The following is a 317-nucleotide window of genomic DNA, read 5'->3' on the forward strand; positions in this document are numbered from 1 at the left end:
GGAGCGCGTCGAGGTACTCGGAGACGGACGCCTGGCCGGTGCGCAGCGGTGCCCACTCGTTCTGCCAGACCGTGCTGCCGTCGGCCCGGGTGTCGCCGGTGTCGACCCAGCGGGCGTTCTTCACGTGCGCGTGGGCCAGGTACGGGCCGAGGAGCTCGAACGCGGCGAGGTGGTCCTCGTGGCCCTCGATCACGAGGTTGCCGAGGTCGTGGATGACGCCGATGTGCTCCGGGTCGAGGCCGTCGACGAGCCGCAGCGCCGCCGAGGCCGAGGGCGTGATCGTCATGTGGTGCAGCTCGACGAGCGCCTTCACGCCC

1 protein-coding gene is annotated in these 317 nt (G+C 71.9%); it reads right to left on the reverse strand.

The annotated features are described in order from the left end of the window. Positions 1 to 317: sugar phosphate isomerase/epimerase (locus tag BIV03_RS16740; protein ID WP_139202042.1), on the reverse strand; the 317-nt coding region annotated here is incomplete at both ends.

The organism is Curtobacterium sp. MCBA15_016, assembly GCF_001865105.1.
Classification (GTDB): domain Bacteria; phylum Actinomycetota; class Actinomycetes; order Actinomycetales; family Microbacteriaceae; genus Curtobacterium.